The sequence below is a fragment of the Serratia sp. CC22-02 genome, from assembly GCF_900182895.1.
GTDB lineage: Bacteria > Pseudomonadota > Gammaproteobacteria > Enterobacterales > Enterobacteriaceae > Serratia > Serratia nevei.
The window spans coordinates 142,288-162,339 of sequence record NZ_FXUD01000006.1; the positions used below are offsets into that span (position 1 = coordinate 142,288).

General features: G+C 60.4%; 15 protein-coding genes, 1 tRNA gene and 1 other RNA gene. 16 read left to right on the plus strand and 1 reads right to left on the minus strand.

Going from position 1 to position 20,052, the window contains the following annotated elements:
- Positions 1–97 precede the first annotated feature (97 nt).
- From QOL81_RS19310 to QOL81_RS19325, 4 genes are all read left to right on the plus strand, one after another.
- Positions 98–856 (plus strand): SDR family NAD(P)-dependent oxidoreductase, encoded by a 759-nt coding sequence (locus QOL81_RS19310; protein WP_149571866.1) that lies wholly within the window; start codon positions 98–100, stop codon positions 854–856.
- Between the two features lie 260 nt (positions 857–1,116).
- The gene (gene bglF / locus QOL81_RS19315; RefSeq protein WP_060424259.1) at positions 1,117–2,979 is read left to right on the plus strand and encodes a PTS beta-glucoside transporter subunit IIABC; all 1,863 of its coding nucleotides are present in this window, start codon (positions 1,117–1,119) and stop codon (positions 2,977–2,979) included.
- A 14-nt stretch (positions 2,980–2,993) separates the two neighbouring features.
- Positions 2,994–4,397 (plus strand): glycoside hydrolase family 1 protein, encoded by a 1,404-nt coding sequence (locus QOL81_RS19320; protein WP_038875902.1) that lies wholly within the window; start codon positions 2,994–2,996, stop codon positions 4,395–4,397.
- Positions 4,398–4,548: 151 nt separating this feature from the next.
- The gene (locus QOL81_RS19325; protein WP_371935064.1) at positions 4,549–5,919 is read left to right on the plus strand and encodes a carbohydrate porin; all 1,371 of its coding nucleotides are present in this window, start codon (positions 4,549–4,551) and stop codon (positions 5,917–5,919) included.
- Here the strand turns inward: QOL81_RS19325 and QOL81_RS19330 are convergent, their stop codons facing one another.
- Positions 5,920–6,519: an HD domain-containing protein gene (locus QOL81_RS19330; RefSeq protein ID WP_049274352.1), complete on the minus strand. Its 600-nt coding sequence runs from the start codon at positions 6,517–6,519 to the stop codon at positions 5,920–5,922. It lies immediately after the preceding gene.
- 97 nt (positions 6,520–6,616) lie between these two features.
- On the opposite strand from QOL81_RS19330, the gene QOL81_RS19335 reads away from it, so the two are divergent.
- From QOL81_RS19335 to dppC, 12 genes are all read left to right on the plus strand, one after another.
- A complete protein-coding gene (locus tag QOL81_RS19335; protein WP_060424257.1) occupies positions 6,617–7,081 on the plus strand; it encodes a MarR family winged helix-turn-helix transcriptional regulator in 465 nt (154 codons plus the stop codon).
- 160 nt (positions 7,082–7,241) lie between these two features.
- Positions 7,242–7,667 carry an organic hydroperoxide resistance protein gene (locus tag QOL81_RS19340; protein ID WP_004934114.1) on the plus strand — a complete coding sequence of 142 codons (426 nt, stop codon included), beginning with the start codon at positions 7,242–7,244 and terminating at the stop codon, positions 7,665–7,667.
- Between the two features lie 223 nt (positions 7,668–7,890).
- A complete protein-coding gene (gene eptB / locus QOL81_RS19345; RefSeq protein WP_060441225.1) occupies positions 7,891–9,585 on the plus strand; it encodes a kdo(2)-lipid A phosphoethanolamine 7''-transferase in 1,695 nt (564 codons plus the stop codon).
- Between the two features lie 118 nt (positions 9,586–9,703).
- Positions 9,704–10,294: a response regulator transcription factor UhpA gene (uhpA, locus tag QOL81_RS19350; protein ID WP_004934117.1), complete on the plus strand. Its 591-nt coding sequence runs from the start codon at positions 9,704–9,706 to the stop codon at positions 10,292–10,294.
- Positions 10,291–11,835, plus strand: a complete 1,545-nt coding sequence (uhpB, locus tag QOL81_RS19355; RefSeq protein ID WP_049202602.1) for a signal transduction histidine-protein kinase/phosphatase UhpB — start codon at positions 10,291–10,293, stop codon at positions 11,833–11,835. Before uhpA ends, uhpB begins: the two co-directional genes overlap by 4 nt.
- A gap of 95 nt (positions 11,836–11,930) precedes the next feature.
- Positions 11,931–13,262, plus strand: a complete 1,332-nt coding sequence (locus QOL81_RS19360) for an MFS transporter (RefSeq protein ID WP_038875891.1) — start codon at positions 11,931–11,933, stop codon at positions 13,260–13,262.
- Positions 13,263–13,382: 120 nt separating this feature from the next.
- Positions 13,383–13,459 (plus strand) — tRNA-Pro (locus tag QOL81_RS19365).
- A gap of 34 nt (positions 13,460–13,493) precedes the next feature.
- A non-coding RNA gene (locus QOL81_RS19370) (RtT sRNA) lies at positions 13,494–13,622 on the plus strand.
- A gap of 424 nt (positions 13,623–14,046) precedes the next feature.
- On the plus strand, positions 14,047–15,738 hold the full coding sequence (gene chiA / locus QOL81_RS19375) for a chitinase ChiA (protein WP_049198206.1): 1,692 nt from the start codon (positions 14,047–14,049) through the stop codon (positions 15,736–15,738).
- 601 nt (positions 15,739–16,339) lie between these two features.
- Entirely contained in the window at positions 16,340–17,947 is a 1,608-nt protein-coding gene (dppA, locus tag QOL81_RS19380; protein ID WP_047729481.1) for a dipeptide ABC transporter periplasmic-binding protein DppA, read from the plus strand.
- 170 nt (positions 17,948–18,117) lie between these two features.
- Positions 18,118–19,137 (plus strand): dipeptide ABC transporter permease DppB, encoded by a 1,020-nt coding sequence (dppB, locus tag QOL81_RS19385; protein ID WP_043129106.1) that lies wholly within the window; start codon positions 18,118–18,120, stop codon positions 19,135–19,137.
- 11 nt (positions 19,138–19,148) lie between these two features.
- A complete protein-coding gene (dppC, locus tag QOL81_RS19390; protein WP_038874021.1) occupies positions 19,149–20,051 on the plus strand; it encodes a dipeptide ABC transporter permease DppC in 903 nt (300 codons plus the stop codon).
- Position 20,052: the final 1 nt, after the last annotated feature.

Below are 20,052 nucleotides of genomic sequence, written 5' to 3' on the forward strand. Positions count from 1 at the left end.
TTAATGATGCGATTTTCGGGAATATTCACACGAATAACGGCGTGATTCAATGTGTGAACGTTTCCTCTTAAATTGAATTATTCAATTAAGGTTTCTTATGAATTTGCAATTACAGCAACGCACGGCATTGGTCACGGGCGCCAGCGAAGGGATCGGTGCCGGCATGGTCAGGGTATTGGCCGCTCAAGGTGTCAAGGTAGTGGCCACCGCACGACGCGGTGACCGGCTGCAGGCCTTGGCGGATGAAGTGGAACGGCAAGGGGCGGTGCGTCCGCAGGTGATCGTTGCCGATGTGACCGAGCCTGAGGCTCTCGCCCGTTTGGCGGCGCAGGCGCTGCGCCAGGTGGGGACAGTTGATATCCTGATCAACGCGGTAGGCGCGTTTCACCCCACGACGCTGAACGACAGCGATCGTAGCTGGGATGACGCTTTCGCTTTGAACTTCACGCCGGCCCGCAGATTGACTCAGGCGCTGTTGCCGGCCATGCAGGCGCAAGGCTGGGGCCGGGTGATCAACATCAGCGGATCGATGGAGCCGCGCAGCCTGAGCGCCGCCAGCGCCGCCAAGGGCGCATTGCATCTGTGGGCCAAAGGATTGGCCAGCGACGTGGCTGCGCAGGGGATTACCGTCAATACGCTGCAACCCGGACGTATCAACAGTGAACAGATCCGTGAGCGCTTATACGCTTGCGATGAAGCGCGCCAGGCGTTCATTGCGCAACATATCCCGATCGGCTACTTCGGCGAACCGGAAGACATGGCCTATCTGGCGGCGTTTCTTTGCTCCCCGCTCGCGCGATATATCACCGGCGCGGTGATCCCGGTAGATGGCGGCATGCATTATTTCGCGCATTGAGGCCGTTTTGCCCCCGCGATCACAGTTCGGCAATTTGCCGGCGCAAAGGCTTGCCTCGGCAAAATCTGCGGTGTTAACGTCATAACTCAACCGATTTAGGGTTGTTACTGCTACGGCAGGCAAAACCTAAACCTCGTGTTTCTGTTCCCCGATGGGGCAGAGGCCGCGAGGTTTAGGTTTTTTTTTGCGCCGAATTCCGCCTCAGCGCCAGGCCAGTGCGGGGAGGGGAGCGGCAGAACGCGAAGTCTAAGGATAACCGTATGAAATATGACACATTAGCCAGTGAGATTTTGGCCGGCGTCGGTGGCCGCGACAATGTGAAAAGCCTGGTGCACTGCGCCACCCGCCTGCGTTTCAAGCTGCGTGACGACACTCGCGCCAACGCGGCAGCGCTGAAGAAAAACCCCGGCGTCATCATGGTGGTGGAGAGCGGCGGCCAGTTCCAGGTGGTGGTAGGCAACCACGTGGCAGAGGTGTTCGACGCGGTTAACCGCGTTGGCGGGTTGGCCGAGGGCGCGCCGAGCGACGATGCGGGCGGCAAAAAAGACAACCTGCTCAGCCGCTTTATCGATCTGGTGTCCGGTATTTTTACCCCGCTGCTCGGGGTGATGGCCGCTTCGGGGATCCTGAAAGGCTTCCTGGCGCTGAGCCTGGCCTGCGGCTGGCTGCTGGAGAGCGGCGGCACCTTCAAAATGCTGTTCGCCGCCAGCGACTCGCTGTTCTACTTCTTCCCGATCATGCTCGGCTACACCGCCGGGAAAAAATTCGGCGGCAACCCCTTCGTCACCATGGCGATCGGCGGCGCGTTGACGCATCCGCTGATGATGGCGGCGTTCGAAGCGGCGCAGCAGCCGGGTGCGGTGCGCGAATACTTCTTCGGCATTCCGCTGACCTTCATCAACTACAGTTCGTCGGTGATCCCGATCATCTTCGCGGCCTGGGTGTCCTGCCGCCTGGAGCCGTTGTTTAACCGGGTGATCCACAGCGCGCTGCGCAATTTCATCACGCCGCTGCTGTGCCTGGCGATCACCGTGCCGTTGACCTTCCTGCTGATCGGCCCGGCGGCGACCTGGCTCAGCCACCTGCTGGCCAACGGCTATCAGAGCATTTACGCCTTTAACCCGATCATCGCCGGTGCCTTTATGGGGGCGATGTGGCAGGTGTGCGTGATCTTCGGTCTGCATTGGGGATTGGTGCCGTTGATGATCAATAACCTGAGCGTGCTGGGGCGCGACACCATGGTGCCGCTGCTGCTGCCGGCGGTAATGGGGCAGGTCGGCGCCACGCTGGGCGTGATGCTGCGCACCCGCGACGCCAAGCTGCGGGCGCTGTCCGCTTCGGCCATCGGCGCCGGGATTTTCGGCATCACCGAACCGGCGGTGTACGGCGTTACGCTGCCGAACAAACGCCCGTTCATCTTCGGCTGCATCGGCGGCGCGCTGGGCGGTGCGGTGATCGGCTACTTCCATACCTCGGTCTACTCGTTCGGCCTGGTGAGCGTATTCACCTTCGCGCAGATCATCCCCGGCGGCGGCATCGACGCCACGGTATGGGGCGCGATCGGTGGCACCCTGCTGTCGTTCGTGTTTGCCGCGCTGGCCAGCTACCTGTTCGGCGTCGCACCGGCGGAAGACGCGGCGCAGCCTGAAGCCGCCGCGCCGCTTAACCGCAAGCAGGCCATCCTCAGCCCGATCGCCGGCGACATCGTGCCGCTGGATCAGGTGAACGACGCGACCTTCGCCAGCGGCCTGCTGGGGAAAGGGGTGGCGATCGCGCCGCAGCAGGGGCGCGTGGTGGCGCCGGTGAGCGGCAGCGTGGCGTCGCTGTTCAAAACCAAACACGCCATCGGCATCGAATCGGACGACGGCGCGGAGATTCTCATCCACGTCGGTATCGATACCGTGAAGCTGGACGGGGCGCATTTCACCGCCCACGTGCGGGAAGGCGAGCGGGTTGCCCCGGGCGATCTGCTGATCGAGTTCGACCAGGCGGCGATCCATGCCGCCGGCTATGACACCACCACGCCGATCATCATCAGCAACAGCGATGACTACGTGGACGTGTTGACCAGCGGCCTGTCTCCGGTGCAGGAACAGGCGCCGCTGCTGACTTTATTACGCTAATTGAGGAGCAAGCGATGAACGGCAAGTTTCCGCAACATTTTCTGTGGGGCGGCGCGGTAGCGGCGAACCAGGTAGAAGGCGCATATCAGGCCGACGGCAAGGGGCTGTCGACCTCCGATCTGCAGCCGCAGGGCATCTTCGGCGCCATTACGCCGCGCACGGCGGGCGACAGCGGCATCAAGGATGTGGCGATCGATTTCTATCACCGCTATCCGGAGGACATCGCGCTGTTCGCCGAAATGGGCTTTAAGTGTCTGCGCACCTCGATCGCCTGGACGCGCATTTTCCCGCAGGGCGACGAAGAGACGCCGAATGAAGCCGGGCTGGCGTTTTACGATCGGCTGTTCGACGAGATGGCGAAGTACGGCATTCAGCCGCTGATCACGCTGTCGCACTATGAGATGCCTTACGGCCTGGTGAAGCACTACGGCGGCTGGGGCGATCGGCGCACCATCGATTTCTTCGAGCGCTATGCGCGCACCGTGTTCGAACGCTACAAGCACAAGGTCAAACACTGGCTGACCTTCAACGAAATCAACATGTCGCTGCACGCGCCCTTCACCGGCGTCGGCCTGCCGCAGGAGAGCGACAAAAGCGCCATCTATCAGGCGATCCACCATCAGCTGGTGGCCAGCGCCAGAGCGGTGAAGGCCTGCCACGAGATCGTGCCGGAGGGCAAAATCGGCAACATGCTGCTGGGTGGCATTCTGTATCCGCTGAGCTGCAAGCCGGAAGATCTGCTGGAAACCCAGCGGCAAAACCGCGACTGGCTGTTCTTCGGCGACGTGCAGGCGCGCGGCTATTACCCGGCCTATATGCAGCGCTTCTTCCGTGAAAACGGCATTCAGGTGGCGATCACCGAGGAAGATCGGCAAACGCTGCGCGAAACCATCGATTTCATCTCGTTCAGCTACTACATGAGCGGCTGCGTCACCGCCGACCCGGCGCAGTACGAGACGGCGCGCGGCAACATTCTCGATATGGTGCCGAACCCGCACCTGGCCAGCTCGGAGTGGGGATGGCAAATCGACCCGATCGGGCTGCGCTACCTGCTCAACGTGTTGTACGACCGCTATCAGAAGCCGCTGTTCATCGTCGAGAACGGGCTGGGCGCCAAAGATCGCGTCGAGGCCGACGGCAGCATCCACGACGACTACCGCATCAACTACCTTAATGACCATCTGGTGCAGGTGGCGGAAGCGATCGACGACGGCGTCGAGGTGATGGGCTACACCAGCTGGGGGCCGATCGATCTGGTCAGCGCCTCGAAGGCGGAAATGTCGAAGCGCTACGGCTTCATTCACGTCGACAGGGACGATGCCGGCAACGGCAGCCTCGAGCGCCGCCGCAAGAAGAGTTTCTACTGGTATCGCGATGTGATCCACAGCAACGGCGCCAGCCTGAAAGACCGGCGCTAGCCTCTAAGCCCGGCGGCAAGCGCCGGGCGTTAACCTAACGTTATTCGCTGCTGTTCATGATGGGAAATTCTCTCCCAGGGAATGCTGTTGCCCGCAGTCAGCCGTTATGCGGAGAAATATAATAATGATGAAAAGCTTATTACCTCGTTCCATGACCCTGGCGGCGCTGGCGCTGCTCTGTAGCCAGGCGCAGGCGGAAACGCTGCAAACCGGCAAGGACGTCGAAGCCCCCACCGCCAAATGGGAAGGGGTAGCGCTCGGCTTTGAGCCGCCACAGCCCGGGCTGTTGGGGGATATGCTGGGGATCAGGCCGATCCTGGAGGATCACGGCTTCCACTATAACCTCGGCTACCTCAGCCAGCTGTCGTATAACGCCGGCGGCGGTTACAACCACGACAAACAGGCGTCGTACATCGACCAGTTCTCGTTGACCTTCAGCCAGGATTTGCAGGCGCTGACCGGCATTCCGGACGCGGCGATCGAAGGCAATATCGTCAACCGCAACCATGACAACAACCTGACCCGCGATCGCTTGCAGGATCCGCGCGTCGGCCTGACCGATCTGTCGCAGGAGAGCTTTGGCGGGCAGTCGATTACCCGGCTGGGTTGGTTGACCTTCAGCCGTTCCTTCCTCGATCGCCGGCTGCAGTGGCGCATCGGCATGATGAACAAGGTGCAGGATTTCGATCAGATCATTCCCTGCGATTTTCAGACGCTGACGCTGTGCGGCGGCAAGTCCGCCAACTCGTTGACCTGGTATAACTGGAACGTGCATTACTGGGGCACCACGCTGCAATACAAGCTGACCGACGGCCTGACGCTCAAGGGCGGCGTGATGGAGCAGAACCCGAGCGCCCCCAGCCGCAGCCACGCCTGGAGTTGGTCCACCAAGGGCAGCAAAGGCTTCCTGTTGCCGATGGAGCTGGAGCTGAAAACCCACGCCGTCAACCAGCTGCCGGGGGTGTATAACCTGGGCGTGCTGTTCACCAACGCGCGCCAGAGCGATCTTTATGAAGGGGTGTCCGGTGGGCCGGGTGCCAGCGATCCGCAGGGCTATCGCAGCCACGATCGCACCTGGTTCCTGTATACCGGTTTCAACCAGCAGGTGACGCGCCATGCGGATGACGTCAACCGTGGCCTGAGCGTGTTTTACAGCCTGGGGCTGGGAGATCAGCGCAGCAACTACCTGCACTGGTCTACCTCGACCGGCATCCGTTACCGCGGGCTGTTCGATGCGCGGCCGGACGACTGGCTGGGGTTCGGTGTCTCGGTGGTGAAGCTGAGCGACCGCTACAAAGACAATCAGCGTTATCTCAACCAGATGAGCGGCATCAGCGATTATCACGATCCGAACTACCGGCCGGTGCCGGGCCACTCGGTGACGGCGGAGCTGTATTACCGGGTTAACGTCACGCCGTGGTTGCAGCTGCAGCCGGGCCTGCAGTACTGGCATCACCCGGCGGGCGTCAGCGAGACGCAGGACGCCTGGGTGACGGCGTTGAAAACGGTGGTGACCTTCTGATCAGGCCGCGTCGCTCTCGCGGTAACGCCGGCGGGCGTGTTCGAACCAGCTGGCGGGCACGTTGTGCGGCGGCTGCTGCAACCTGAGCAGCCCCTGTTCAACGATATGGCTGGCCTGGCGCCACAGCGTCGGGTCGCCTTCGGTCAGCACCTCCAGCAGGCGCTGTTTCTCGATCAGGTAGGTCTGGGCGAAGTGGCTGTCGTAGTCCAGCAGCGAGCGGGTGTTGTCGATAAGATCCGCCAGCTTGATGGTTTTGGCCTGCGGCGATGCGCCGGCGCTGTGGCGCCGATCGCGGTTTTTGCGCTCAAAGCGGTTGCCGTCCTCGGCGTGGCTGACGTTGGTTAACATCCGCACCAGCTCTGCCACCTTCGGCCCGAAATGGCTGTCGATGTCGCCGAGGGTGGTGGGCGTGTCTTCTACCGTATCATGCAGCCAGGCGGCCGCCAGCATCTCTTCGGTGTGCGGTACGCTGCGCACCAGCTCCATCACCGCCTGCGGGTGGACGATGTACGGATCGTCGGTGTATTTGCGGCGCTGATCGATGGCCGCATGCGCCTTGGTGGCGTAGCGGCGCGCGCGTTCTGCAAGCGTGTTCGTCATTTCCTTTCCCTCCGAGCATCCTCTGCATGAAAAAAATGTAGCATACCTCACAAGAAATAGCTTGCGATTACATCGTGCGCTATCTATATTCACACACATGAAAAGCACCGAGACCGAACAACCCAAGGCGAAGAACCTGCTGCAGCTCGATCAGCAGCTCTGTTTCGCGCTGTACTCCGCCAACCTGGCGCTGCACAAAGTTTATCGCAAGCTGTTGAGCCAGCTCGAACTCACCTACCCGCAATACCTGGTGATGATGGTGCTGTGGGAGCGCGATCGGGTGACGGTATCGGATATCGGCGAGCGGCTGTTCCTCGATTCCGCCACGCTGACGCCGCTGCTGAAGCGGCTGGAAACCGCCGGTTTGCTGGTGCGCTATCGCGCCACCGCCGACGAGCGGCAGGTGATCATCGCCCTGACCGAAGCCGGCCGCGCGCTGCGCGAGCGGGCGCAATCGGTGCCCGAGGCGGTGATGTGCGCCACCGACTGCAGCCTGGACGAGATCGTCTCGCTCAAACAGCAGCTGGAAAAGCTGCGCGGCAGCCTGATCGATCAGATTTGACCCGCCGCCGCCGGACGCAAGAACGGCGCGGGTGGTCTACACTGGTTAATAAGTGTCAAAAATAAGTAGTGCACGATTTAATCGCAAAAGATAAATATGTGACCGGCTTTACCTCGTGGAAGCCGTAGTCATCTCGCCAACCAGCAAGAAGGAATGAACGATGTCTATTGAGAAAGTGGTTTACCGCGCTCACGCCACCGCAACCGGCGGCCGCGACGGCCGTGCGACCTCCTCCGACGGCGTGTTGGACGTGAAACTGGGCGTGCCGAAAGAGATGGGCGGCGCCGGCGGCGAAGTCACCAACCCTGAGCAGCTGTTCGCCGCCGGTTACTCGGCCTGTTTCCTCGGCGCGTTGAAGTTTGTCGCGGCGAAAGAAAAGGTCAAAATCCCGGCCGAAGCCAAGATCGACGGCACCGTCGGCATCGGTGAGATCCCGAACGGCTTCGGCATCGAAGTGCAGCTGGATATCTCGCTGCCGGGCATCGAGCGCAGCGTGGCGGAAGATCTGGTGAAAAAGGCGCACGTGGTGTGCCCATACTCCAACGCCACCCGTGGCAATATCGACGTGACGTTGAACGTGAAATAACGTTTTTCGCCGACGCTCTGAAAAATGGAGGGGTCTCCCTCCATTTCTTGTCTTGCTTTCCCTTCCAGAGTTCGCACAACAGGGTAAAAAAAACCTGTTTTGTGAGAATTCTCTTGATTGTCGCCTGCAAAACCACGCTTATTGCCGGTTGGCTGAACCTGCAGCCGCATTGACTGTCTGAAAAACTCAGAACTGCTATCGCCCTCCGGAGCCACCGCACTACATGAACAAAATAAAATCGCTATCACAGCAGAATTTATCGTTATTGTTAGCGATCTATATCGGCATCTTTTTAAACCTGTCCGTTTTCTATCGCCGTTTTGACTCGCTTGCGCACGGCATTCAGGGGATTAAACTTATTTCGGCGGTGACGGAAGTGATCGCCATCGTTTTATTCACTTTCTTTATCATGCGATTGGTGTCGCTCGGCGGCCGGTTGTTTTATCGCATCGTCGCTTCGCTGCTGGTGCTGATTTCGGTCGCCGCCAGCTACTACATGACGTTTTTCAACGTGGTGATCGGCTACGGCATCGTGGTGTCGGTGATGACCACCGACATCGATCTGTCGAAAGAGGTGGTTGGCCTGCACTTCGTGCTGTGGATGGTGGCGCTCAGTGCCTTGCCGCTGCTGCTGATCTGGAAAAACGGCCTGCGTTACACCCTGATCGAACAGCTGAAAACCCCTGGTCATCGCATCAAGCCGCTGCTGGTCTTGCTGGCGGTGGTGGCGCTGGTCTGGCTGCCGCTGCGCATGCTGGACGACGAGCAAAGCGTGCAGGAGAAGCTCGCCAACGTTGATCTGCCGAGCTACGGCGGCGTGGTGGCGCACTCGTATCTGCCGTCCAACTGGCTGTCGGCGCTGGGGCTGTTTGCCTATACCCGCTATGACGAAAGCCAGGACCAGAGCACGATGTTCGATCCGGGCAAACACTTCACCTATGTACCGCCGGCGGATATCGACGATACCTACGTGGTGTTCATCATCGGCGAGACCACGCGCTGGGATCACATGGGTATGCTGGGCTATGAGCGCGATACTACGCCGCGGCTGTCGAAAGAGAAGAACCTGGTGGCGTTTCGCGGCGAGTCGTGCGACACCGCCACCAAGCTGTCGCTGCGCTGCATGTTCGTGCGCGAAGGTGGCACCGAGGATAACCCGCAGCGCACGCTGAAAGAGCAGAACGTGTTCGCGGTGCTGAAGGATCTGGGCTTCTCTTCCGAGCTGTTCGCCATGCAGAGCGAGGTGTGGTTCTACAACAACACCGAGGTGAACAACTATTCGTTCCGCGAGATGATCGCGTCCGAGAAGCGCAACGACGGCAAGGCGGTCGATGACATGCTGTTGGTGGACGAAATGAAGGAGTCGCTGGCGCGCTATCCGAAGGGCAAACACCTGGTGATCCTGCATACCAAAGGCTCGCACTACCTGTACTCGCAGCGTTATCCGCGCAGCTATGCGCGCTATCAGCCGGAGTGCATGGGGGTGGATGATTCCTGCACCAAGGCGCAGCTGATCAACGCCTTCGACAATACGGTGCTGTATACCGACAGCTTTATCAGCAATGTGATCGACCAGGTGCGCGACAAGAAGGCCATCGTGTTCTATGCCGCCGACCACGGCGAATCGATCGGCGAGAACACGCACCTGCACGGCACGCCGCGCGAAATGGCGCCGCCGGAGCAATTCCGCGTGCCGATGATCGTATGGGCGTCGGACAAGTTCCTCGAGAACCCGCAGCACCTCAGCGCCTTTGAGCAGCTGCAGGCGCAGCAGCGCATCGGCAAAACGCATCGCCACGTCGAGCTGTTCGACACCATCCTCGGTTGCCTCGGCTACACCTCGCCGAACGGCGGCATCGTGGATAAAAACAACTGGTGCTCTCTGCCGCAGCATAAAACGGCGCCCGCCCGCCTGTAATCCTTCCCGCCGGGTGCCTTGCGCACCCGGTAATTTCACTCAATACATTCTCTTCATCAATTATTCCGGTGTGTGCATACGGTATACTTGCGCACTTCCCTTCTAACCGGAGATTTCCATGACCCTGCGCGTGGCGTTTATCGACGATCATGACATTGTGCGCTCGGGCTTTGTGCAGCTGCTGTCGCTGGAGGCCGATATTCAGGTGGTGGGCGAGTTCAGCAGCGCGGCGCAGGCGCGCGCCGGCCTGCCGGGGCTGGAGGCGGAAATCTGCATCTGCGACATTTCGATGCCGGACGGCAGCGGGCTGGATCTGCTGGCGGACATTCCCTCCGGCATCCGCGTGGTGATGCTGTCGATGCACGACAACCCGGCGCTGGTGGAAATGGCGCTGGAACGCGGCGCCAGCGGCTTCCTCTCCAAGCGCTGCAAGCCGGAAGATCTGATCACCGCGGTGCGCACCGTCGCCGGCGGCGGCGTCTACCTGATGCCGGAAATCGCCCAGCAGCTGGCGCGGGTGAGGGTCGATCCGTTGACCCGCCGCGAGCGCGAAATCGCGCTATTGCTGGCGCAGGGCCAGGAGGTGCGCGAGATCGCCGCCGCCTTGGGGCTGTCGCCGAAGACGGTGCATGTGCATCGCGCCAACCTGTTCGCCAAGCTGGGTATCAACAATAACGTCGAGCTGGCCAGACGGATGCTGAACCTGTGACGCAGCGCCTGATCACCCAGCTGGCGCTGTTTTTCATCTACGCCGCCAGCGCCTTTTGCCTGTGGGGCATCGGCACCGCGCTGATCGACCCTCCCTGGCAGGCGCTGCTGCTGTTCCCGTTCGGCCTGCGCATGGGCATTTTGCTGCAGAGCCCGTACCGTTTCTGGCCGGGGATCCTGCTGGCCGACCTGCTGCTGATGGCGCTGCTGGCGGACCAGTTCGGTTACGGCCCGGCGCTGTGGGCGTCGGTGGCGGTGCTGGTGTTGACGGTGCTGCTCAGCCTGCTGGCCTCGCCGTGGCTGTTGCGCCATCAGCAGAGCGACAGCGAATGGCGGTGGCCGCTGTTGCAGGGCGCGGTGGTGGCCGCCGCCGCCTTGCTGCAGGCCCTGGTATGGCAGCTGGTGAGCGGCGAAGGCGCCCGCGCGCTGCTGCTCGGCCTGACCGGCGGTTTCACCATCGCGCCGACCTGCCTGCTGTTGTGGCACTATCTGGCGCGCCAAATCTGGGTGCCGCTGGAGCCGGGGCTGATCCACAAGCCGGTGGAGCTGCGCCTCGGCCACTTGGCCAGCTATCTGCTGTTGTTTGCGTTCAGCATCTGGCTGCAGCAGCAGGTGAACGCCGCCGAGCTGCGCCGTTTCGCGCCGTTCTGCCTGGCCATTCCTATCGTGTTCATGTCTTACCGCTACGGCTGGCAGGGCGCGCTGTTGGCGACGCTGCTCAACGGCGTGGCGCTGATGGTCAACGAGCCGCCGCAGCCGGAGTCGCACCGCGATCTGCTGCTGTCGCTGCTGGCCCAAAGCCTGACCGGGCTGCTGCTGGGCGCCGGCATTCAGCGCCAGCGCGAGCTGAATCAGCAACTGCGGCTGCGGCTGGCGGAGAACCGCCAGCTGGCGCGGGCGCTGGTGACGGCGGAGGAGCAAACCCGGCGCGAGGTGGCGCGCGAGCTGCACGATGAAGTGGGGCAGACCATCACCGTGATCCGCACCCAGGCCAGCATCGTCAAACGCCTGGCGCCGGAGCCGGCGGTGATCGGCTGCGCCGACGCCATCGATGCGTTGGCGCTGCGGGTCTACGACGGGGTGCACGACGTGCTGACCCAGCTGTGGCCGGCGGCGCTGAACAACCTGCCGCTGTCGGCGGCGGTGGCGGCGATGCTGCGGGAGTCGCTGCCGCAGGACGCGTCGCTGGTGAGCAGCCTGCAGTGGCAGGTGCCGGACGAGCTGCTGGATGAAACGCTGAAAATCACGCTGTACCGGGTGTGTCAGGAAGGGGTGACCAATGTGTGCCGCCACGCCGGCGCCAGCCGCCTGGAGCTGGACGCGCGCCTGCAGCCGCGCAAAGGCGCTGCGCCGCTGATCGCCCTGACCATCCGCGACAACGGCGTGGGTTTCGATGCGGAAAACCATCAGCCGGGGTATGGCCTGCGCGGTATGCAGGAGCGCATCAGCGCCCTCGGCGGCAGCCTGCGGTTCACCGCTGAACGGGGCGCCTGTTTGAGTGTGATCTTGCCCACAGTTTCACCGGCGCAAGCGCCAAACTAGGAAAAACTCCTAGCCGCGTCGGGAATCCGGCGTAAGCCTCCCGCGCGCGCGAGGAGCATCATAGCGGCACTTTATTCAATCCTCTGAGGTTCCACATGTGGTCTTTCCTTAAAAGCCGCTCGGACGCGCCGCAGGTCACCGATCAACGGCAGATCGACGCCAGCTACAAATACTGGCGCATCCAGCTGATGTGCACCATGTACATCGGCTACGCCGCGTTTTACTTCACGCGCAAAAGCTTCAACTTCATCATGCCGGCGATGCTGAGCGATCTGGGCCTGACGATGTCCGACGTCGGCATCCTCGGCACGCTGTTCTACATCACCTACGGCTGCTCGAAATTCATTTCCGGCATGATCAGCGATCGCTCCAACCCGCGTTACTTTATGGGGCTGGGCCTGATCATGACCGGGGTGCTGAATATCTTCTTCGGCCTCAGTTCGTCGCTGCTGATGCTGGGCACGCTGTGGATCCTCAACGCCTTCTTCCAGGGCTGGGGCTGGCCGCCGTGCTCCAAAATCCTCACCAGCTGGTATTCGCGCTCCGAGCGCGGCAGCTGGTGGGCGATCTGGAACACCTCGCACAACGTCGGCGGCGCGCTGATCCCGCTGCTGGTGGGCTTTATCTCGCTGCACTTCAGCTGGCGTTACGGCATGATCATTCCCGGCATCATCGGCGTGGTGCTCGGCCTGCTGATGTGCTGGCGCCTGCGCGACAAGCCATCCACCCTGGGGCTGCCGAGCGTCGGCAAATGGCGTAACGACGCCATGGAGCTGGTGCAGGAATCGGAAGGCCAGGGGCTGAGCAACCGCGAGATCATCAAACGCTACGTGCTGACCAACAAGTACATCTGGCTGCTGGCGGTCTCTTATGTGCTGGTGTACATCGTGCGCACCGCGATCAACGACTGGGGCAACCTCTACCTGACGCAGGAAAAGGGCTATTCGCTGATGACCGCCAACTCGGCCATTTCGCTGTTTGAAGTGGGCGGCTTTATCGGTTCGCTGGTGGCCGGTTGGGGCTCCGACAAGCTGTTCCGCGGCAACCGCGGCCCGATGAACCTGATCTTCGCCATCGGTATCTTCCTGTCGGTGGCGGCGCTGTGGCTGATGCCGGGCGTGACCTACCTGCTGCAGGCCTGCTGCTTCTTCGCCATCGGCTTCTTCATCTTCGGCCCGCAGATGCTGATCGGCATGGCGGCGGCGGAGTGCTCGCACAAGGATGCGGCGGGTGCGGCGACCGGTTTCGTCGGCCTGTTCGCCTACCTGGGCGCGGCGCTGTCCGGCTACCCGATTGCGCGGGTGATGGAGATCTGGCACTGGAACGGCTTCTTCGTGGTGATTTCCATCGCCGCCTGCCTGTCGGCGCTGTTCCTGCTGCCGTTCCTGCGTGCGCAGACGCCGGCGCTGAAAACCGCCAATGCCTGAGTGAAATACGCTGCGCAACCCCCGGCGCAGCGCATTATGGCGCTTTTATCACCACTTGAAATGCAGGGGTAAAAAAGTGATTGACGCCTATAACCGCCAGCAGTAAGATGCGCCCCGCATCGGCGAGTAGCGCAGCTTGGTAGCGCAACTGGTTTGGGACCAGTGGGTCGGAGGTTCGAATCCTCTCTCGCCGACCACATTCGAAAAACCTGCTTTTAAAGCAGGTTTTTTTTCGCCCGTCGTTTATGAGGATGAGCACCTCTGCAGGAGGTTCGAGCCTCGCGAAGCGAGACAACGTTGCTTCAGCAACGGCCCGCAGGGCGCGCATCAAAGATGCGCGTAATCCTCTCTCGCCGACCACCATTCGAAAACCTGCTTTTTAAAGCAGGTTTTTTTTCTTCCGTCGTTTATGAGGATGAGTACCTCCTCCGATACGGTCGGCTGCGCTTTATGGCGTGCCTCAATCTGCCGTCCTCGTGAAATATATTTATCCTTTACGCTTAATTAATTCACACTCCTTATTCCCATTAGGTTCTTATTTTTATATTTAAATAAATTCATGCTTGCCAAATAAAACCCGGTTGATAGCGCTCTTGTTTTCACGTTTTTTTTACCTATAGTCTGAATGGACAACGCGGGAGCTCTTATTCCCGCTGCGTGGGAAATACCGTGATTATTTATTAACGTTAATCTTCGTGGATTATTGCGGGATCATTTTGCTCCGGCAATGCGTGGCGTCGATTAACTCTTTTATGTTTATCCTCTCGGAATAAAGGAATCAGTTATGCGCAAATTTAATAAACCGCTGTTGGCGCTGTTGATCGGCAGCACGCTGTGTTCCGCGGCGCAGGCCGCCGCACCGGGCAAACCGACCATCGCCTGGGGCAACACCAAGTTCGCTATCGTCGAAGTCGATCAGGCGGCCACCGCTTATAATAATCTGGTGAAGGTAAAAAATGCCGCCGACGTTTCTGTCTCCTGGAATTTATGGAATGGCGACACCGGCACGACGGCAAAAATTTTATTAAATGGCAAAGAGGCGTGGAGCGGCCCTTCAACCGGATCTTCCGGTACGGCGAATTTTAAAGTGAATAAAGGCGGCCGTTATCAAATGCAGGTGGCACTGTGTAATGCCGACGGCTGCACCGCCAGCGACGCCACCGAAATTGTGGTGGCCGACACCGACGGCAGCCATTTGGCTCCGTTGAAAGAGCCGCTGCTGGAAAAGAACAAACCTTATAAACAAAACTCCGGCAAAGTCGTCGGTTCTTATTTTGTCGAGTGGGGCGTTTACGGGCGCAATTTCACCGTCGACAAGATCCCGGCGCAAAACCTGACCCACCTGCTGTACGGATTTATCCCGATCTGCGGCGGCAACGGCATCAACGACAGCCTGAAAGAGATCGAAGGCAGTTTCCAGGCATTGCAGCGCTCCTGTCAGGGCCGCGAGGACTTCAAAGTCTCGATCCACGATCCGTTTGCCGCGCTGCAAAAAGCGCAGAAGGGCGTCACCGCCTGGGATGACCCCTACAAGGGCAACTTCGGCCAGCTGATGGCGCTGAAGCAGGCGCGCCCTGACCTGAAAATCCTGCCGTCGATCGGCGGCTGGACGCTGTCTGACCCGTTCTTCTTCATGGGCGACAAGGTGAAGCGCGATCGCTTCGTCGGCTCGGTGAAAGAGTTCCTGCAGACCTGGAAGTTCTTCGACGGCGTGGATATCGACTGGGAGTTCCCGGGCGGCAAAGGCGCCAACCCGAACCTGGGCAGCCCGCAGGATGGGGAAACCTATGTGCTGTTGATGAAGGAGCTGCGGGCGATGCTGGATCAGCTGTCGGCGGAAACCGGCCGCAAGTATGAGCTGACCTCCGCCATCAGCGCCGGCAAGGACAAGATCGATAAGGTGGCTTATAACGTCGCGCAGAACTCGATGGATCACATCTTCCTGATGAGCTACGACTTCTACGGCGCCTTCGATCTGAAGAACCTGGGGCACCAGACCGCGCTGAATGCGCCGGCCTGGAAACCGGACACCGCCTACACCACGGTGAACGGCGTCAATGCGCTGCTGGCGCAGGGCGTCAAGCCGGGCAAGATCGTGGTCGGCACCGCCATGTATGGCCGCGGCTGGACCGGGGTGAACGGCTACCAGAACAATATTCCGTTTACCGGCACCGCCACCGGGCCGGTTAAAGGCACCTGGGAGAACGGCATCGTGGACTACCGCCAAATCGCCAGCCAGTTCATGAGCGGCGAGTGGCAGTACACCTACGACGCCACGGCGGAAGCGCCTTACGTGTTCAAGCCTTCCACCGGCGATCTGATCACCTTCGACGATGCCCGCTCGGTGCAGGCCAAAGGCAAGTATGTGCTGGATAAGCAGTTGGGCGGCCTGTTCTCCTGGGAGATCGATGCGGACAACGGCGATATTCTCAACAGCATGAACGCCAGCCTGGGCAACAGCGCCGGCGTTCAATAATCGGTTGCAGTGCGTTGCCGGGGGATATCCTTTCGCCCCCGGCTTTTTCACCGCCGAAAGTTTTTTTACGCCGCACAGATTGTGGCCCTCGCCGGCGCAAAGCGCGGCCATCGGACTCACCCTTTTGGGTAATCCTTCAGCATTTCCTCCTGTCTTTAACGGCGATCACAAAAATAACCGTTCAGATATTCATCATTCAGCAACAAAGTTTTGGGGTTTTTTAACGGAGTTAAAAACCAGTAAGTTTGTGAGGGTCAGACCAATGCGCTAAAAATGACCGCTTAGCATAAATTTTCATGCTGGAACTGTTAACAAAAGGTTTTTTTTATGTTTGTTTGCTGTTTCTCACAGTCTGCGTAAATCCCCACTGGTTATATTGACGACACCCCAAACAGTTGGCAACTTGATAGCCTCAGGGGTAAGAGCGAGAGTTGTTTGAGTGAATTCCACGCGCTCAGACGTCCCCGCCGCGATGCGTTCCATCCGGCATTCTCTCCTCGTACGCCTTCTGCCTTCGGGCGCCGATCGCACAGGCCACGCAATAAAAAATACAGGTCTGGCGGCAATTACACACATCACATCACACAATGGAGCACTAACGATGACACGTTCCTTGGGTAAATCGGGGGTTCTGAAATTCGGCATTGGGCTGATCGCGCTGACCGTGGCGGCCAGCGTTCAGGCCAAGACGTTGGTTTACTGTTCTGAAGGTTCCCCGGAAGGGTTCAACCCGCAGCTGTTTACCTCCGGCACCACCTACGACGCCAGCTCGGTACCGATCTACAACCGCCTGGTCGAATTCAAAATCGGCACCACCGAACTGCAGCCGGGCCTGGCTGAGAAGTGGGACGTCAGCGAAGACGGCAAAACCTACACCTTCCACCTGCGCAAAGGCGTGAAGTGGCAGAGCAGCAAAGACTTCAAGCCGACGCGCGACTTCAACGCCGACGACGTGGTGTTCTCCTTTGAGCGCCAGTTGGATGCGAACAACGCCTACCACAAAGTGTCCGGCGGCAGTTACGAATACTTTGAAGGCATGGACATGCCTAAGCTGATCGCCAAGATTGAAAAAGTGGACGACAACACCGTGCGCTTCGTGCTGAACCGCCCGGAGGCGCCGTTCCTGGCTGACCTGGGCATGGACTTCGCGTCCATCCTGTCCGCCGAATATGCCGACGTGATGATGAAAGCCGGCACGCCGGAGAAAGTCGACCTGAATCCGATCGGCACCGGTCCGTTCCAGCTGCTGCAATACCAGAAAGACTCCAAGATCCTGTACAAGGCATTCGACGGTTTCTGGGGCACCAAGCCGAAGATCGATCGCCTGGTGTTCTCCATCACGCCTGACGCCTCCGTGCGCTACGCCAAACTGCAGAAAAACGAATGTCAGGTGATGCCGTACCCGAACCCGGCCGATATCGCCCGCATGAAGCAAGACAAGTCCATCAACCTGATGGAACAGCCGGGCCTGAACGTGGGTTACCTGTCGTTCAACGTCGAGAAAAAGCCGCTGGATAACCTGAAGGTGCGCCAGGCGTTGACCATGGCGGTCAACAAGCAGGCGATCATCGACGCGGTTTATCAGGGCGCGGGCCAGGCGGCCAAGAACCTGATCCCGCCGACCATGTGGGGCTATAACGACGCGGTGCAGGATTACGCTTACGATCCGGCCAAGGCGAAAGCACTGCTGAAAGAAGCGGGCATGGCCGACGGCTTCAGCATCGACCTGTGGGCGATGCCGGTACAGCGTCCTTACAACCCGAACGCGCGCCGCATGGCGGAAATGATCCAGGCCGACTGGGCCAAGATCGGCGTGAAAGCCAAAATCGTGACCTATGAGTGGGGTGAATACCTCAAGCGCGCCAAAGCGGGCGAGCACCAGACGGTGATGATGGGCTGGACCGGCGACAACGGAGATCCGGACAACTTCTTCGCCACGCTGTTCAGCTGCGCGGCGGCGAAAGACGGCTCCAACTACTCCCGCTGGTGCTACAAGCCGTTTGAAGATCTGATTCAACCGGCGCGCGCCGAATCCAACCACGACAAGCGCATCGAACTGTACAAGCAGGCGCAGGTGGTGATGCACGATCAGGCTCCGGCGCTGATTGTCGCACACTCCACCGTGTACGAGCCTGTGCGTAAGGAAGTGAAAGGCTACGTCGTGGATCCACTCGGTAAGCATCACTTCGAGAATGTCTCTGTAGACTGATTTCGACCGCGTTACCGGAGACGCACGAATGGACTTGCAGGGGCGCAACAGGTTTGCGCCCCTGCTGACCAGTCTCCGGCGTATGGCCGTCGAATCGTTCAAAGGCATGTGAGCGTTAATAAGCCTGGCGGACGATGAGCTGCCGGGCATTGATACAGAGAGTTCGGGATATGTTGCAGTTCATACTCCGACGTTTGGGGTTAGTTATCCCAACGTTTATCGGCATTACGTTGCTGACTTTTGCATTCGTCCATATGATCCCCGGCGACCCGGTGACCATCATGGCCGGGGAACGCGGTATCTCCGCCGAGCGCCACGCGCAGCTGATGGCGGAAATGGGGCTGGACAAGCCGCTCTATCAACAATATTTCTCCTACGTGTCCAACGTGCTGCACGGCGATCTGGGCACCTCACTCAAAAGCCGCATCTCCGTCTGGAGCGAGTTCGTTCCGCGCTTTCAGGCCACGCTGGAGCTGGGCTTCTGCGCGATGCTGTTCGCGGTGCTGGTAGGCATCCCGGTCGGGGTGCTGGCGGCAGTCAAGCGCGGCTCGGTCTTCGATCACACCGCGGTGGGCATCTCGCTGACCGGCTATTCGATGCCGATTTTCTGGTGGGGCATGATGCTGATCATGCTGGTGTCGGTGCAGCTTAACCTGACGCCGGTGTCGGGCCGCATCAGCGACACGGTCTTCCTCGACGACAGCCATCCGCTGACCGGCTTCATGCTGATAGACACTCTGATCTGGGGCGAGCCGGGCGACTTTATCGACGCAGTGATGCACATGATCCTGCCGGCCATCGTGCTGGGCACCATCCCGCTGGCGGTGATCGTGCGCATGACCCGCTCCTCGATGCTGGAAGTGTTGGGTGAAGACTACATCCGCACCGCGCGCGCCAAGGGCGTGAGCCGCATGCGGGTGATCGTCGTCCACGCGCTGCGCAACGCGCTGCTGCCGGTGGTGACGGTGATCGGGCTGCAGGTCGGCACCATGCTGGCCGGCGCCATCCTGACGGAAACCATCTTCTCCTGGCCGGGACTGGGCCGCTGGCTGATCGACGCGCTGCAGCGCCGCGATTACCCGGTGGTGCAGGGCGGGGTGTTGCTGGTCGCCTGTATGATCATTCTGGTTAACCTGCTGGTAGACGTGCTCTACGGCGTGGTCAACCCGCGTATTCGCCACAAGAAATAAGGGGCGCTCTCATGTCTCAAATCACTGAGTCTGCAGTTAAAGGTGCGCCGAAGCCGATGACCCCGTTTCAGGAATTCTGGCACTATTTCAAGCGCAATAAAGGGGCCGTGGTCGGCCTGGTGTATATCGTTCTGATGCTGGTGATCGCGCTCGGCGCCGGGGTGCTGGCGCCGCATGCGCCGGCGGATCAGTTCCGCGACGCGCTGCTCAAGCCGCCGGTGTGGCAAGAGGGTGGCAGCTGGCAATATCTCCTCGGCACCGACGACGTGGGCCGCGACGTGCTGTCGCGCCTGATGTACGGTGCGCGCCTGTCGCTGCTGGTCGGCTGCCTGGTGGTGGTGCTGTCGCTGATCATGGGCGTGGTGCTCGGTCTGCTGGCTGGCTACTTCGGCGGTGCGGTGGATGCGGTGATCATGCGCGTCGTCGACATCATGCTGGCCCTGCCGAGCCTGCTGCTGGCGCTGGTGCTGGTGGCGGTGTTCGGGCCGTCGATCGTCAACGCCTCGTTGGCGCTTACCTTCGTCGCCTTGCCGCACTATGTGCGTCTGACGCGCGCGGCGGTGCTGGCGGAAGTGAACCGCGATTACGTCACCGCTTCGCGGGTGGCGGGCGCCGGCGCGCTGCGCCAGATGTTCGTCAACATTCTGCCTAACTGCCTGGCGCCTTTGATCGTGCAGGCTTCTCTCGGTTTCTCGAACGCCATTCTGGACATGGCCGCTCTCGGCTTTCTGGGCATGGGCGCGCAACCGCCGACGCCGGAGTGGGGCACCATGCTCTCCGACGTGCTGCAGTTCGCGCAAAGCGCCTGGTGGGTAGTGACCTTCCCCGGCCTGGCGATCCTGCTGACGGTGCTGGCATTTAACCTGATGGGGGACGGTTTGCGTGACGCTCTCGACCCCAAACTCAAGCAGTAAC